The organism is Actinomadura bangladeshensis, from assembly GCF_004348335.1.
GTDB lineage: Bacteria > Actinomycetota > Actinomycetes > Streptosporangiales > Streptosporangiaceae > Spirillospora > Spirillospora bangladeshensis.
Window position 1 is genome coordinate 1 of sequence record NZ_SMJW01000590.1, and the last position, 679, is coordinate 679.

The 679-nt window shown below is 83.2% G+C and carries 1 protein-coding gene and 1 pseudogene; both read left to right on the plus strand.

Annotation, left to right across the window (positions count from 1 at the left end):
- A pseudogene (locus tag E1284_RS42295) lies at positions 1–436 on the plus strand (cell division protein FtsZ); the annotation flags it as partial.
- The coding region (locus tag E1284_RS41020) for a laccase domain-containing protein (RefSeq protein ID WP_165965639.1) at positions 433–679 on the plus strand (247 nt) is incomplete at its 3' end. The pseudogene E1284_RS42295 and the gene E1284_RS41020, both read left to right, overlap by 4 nt.

Consider the following 679-nt stretch of genomic DNA (forward strand, 5'->3'; position numbering starts at 1 on the left):
GGCCAACCCGATCCCGAGCCGGGTCGGGCGGGCCGAGCCGGCGGGCGGCCAGCAGCCGGGCCGGCCCGCGGGCCGGCCGGACGCGCAGCCGTCGGTGGCGCAGGCCGCCGCCGCGCCGCAGCCGCCGGCGCCGGCGTCCGCGCCCGCCCCGGCGCCGCGCGCCGAGGGCGACCGCGCGCCGGGCCACGACGACCGGGCGGCCGGCCGCGACGAGCAGGCCCGGCCCGAGCACGCCTCGGCGGGCCCGCCGGGGGAGCGGGACGGCGGCGAGTCCGCCGGCACCCGCGCGCCCGCGCCGCGGCAGCCCACCGAGCAGGGCTCGACCCGCGTGCACGCGGGCGAGAGCGACGGCGGCCCCGCCTCCTCCGGGCAGCGCCGCCGCCCCGTGGTGTTCGACGAGGACGACGACCTCGACGTCCCCGACTTCCTGAAGTGATCACCACCGTCGCCCTGGGCGACGGCGTCGGCGCCGCCTTCACCGGCCGCGCCGGCGGCGCGAGCAGGCCCCCCTACGACTCCCTGAACCTGGGCGGCGCGGTCGGCGACGACCCCGCCGCCGTGCTCGGCAACCGCCGGCGCGCCGCCGAGGCGCTCGGCGTCGACCCCGGCCGCACCGTGTTCATGCGGCAGGTGCACGGCGCGGACGTCGCGTTCGTCACCGCCCCCGAGACCCCCGGCC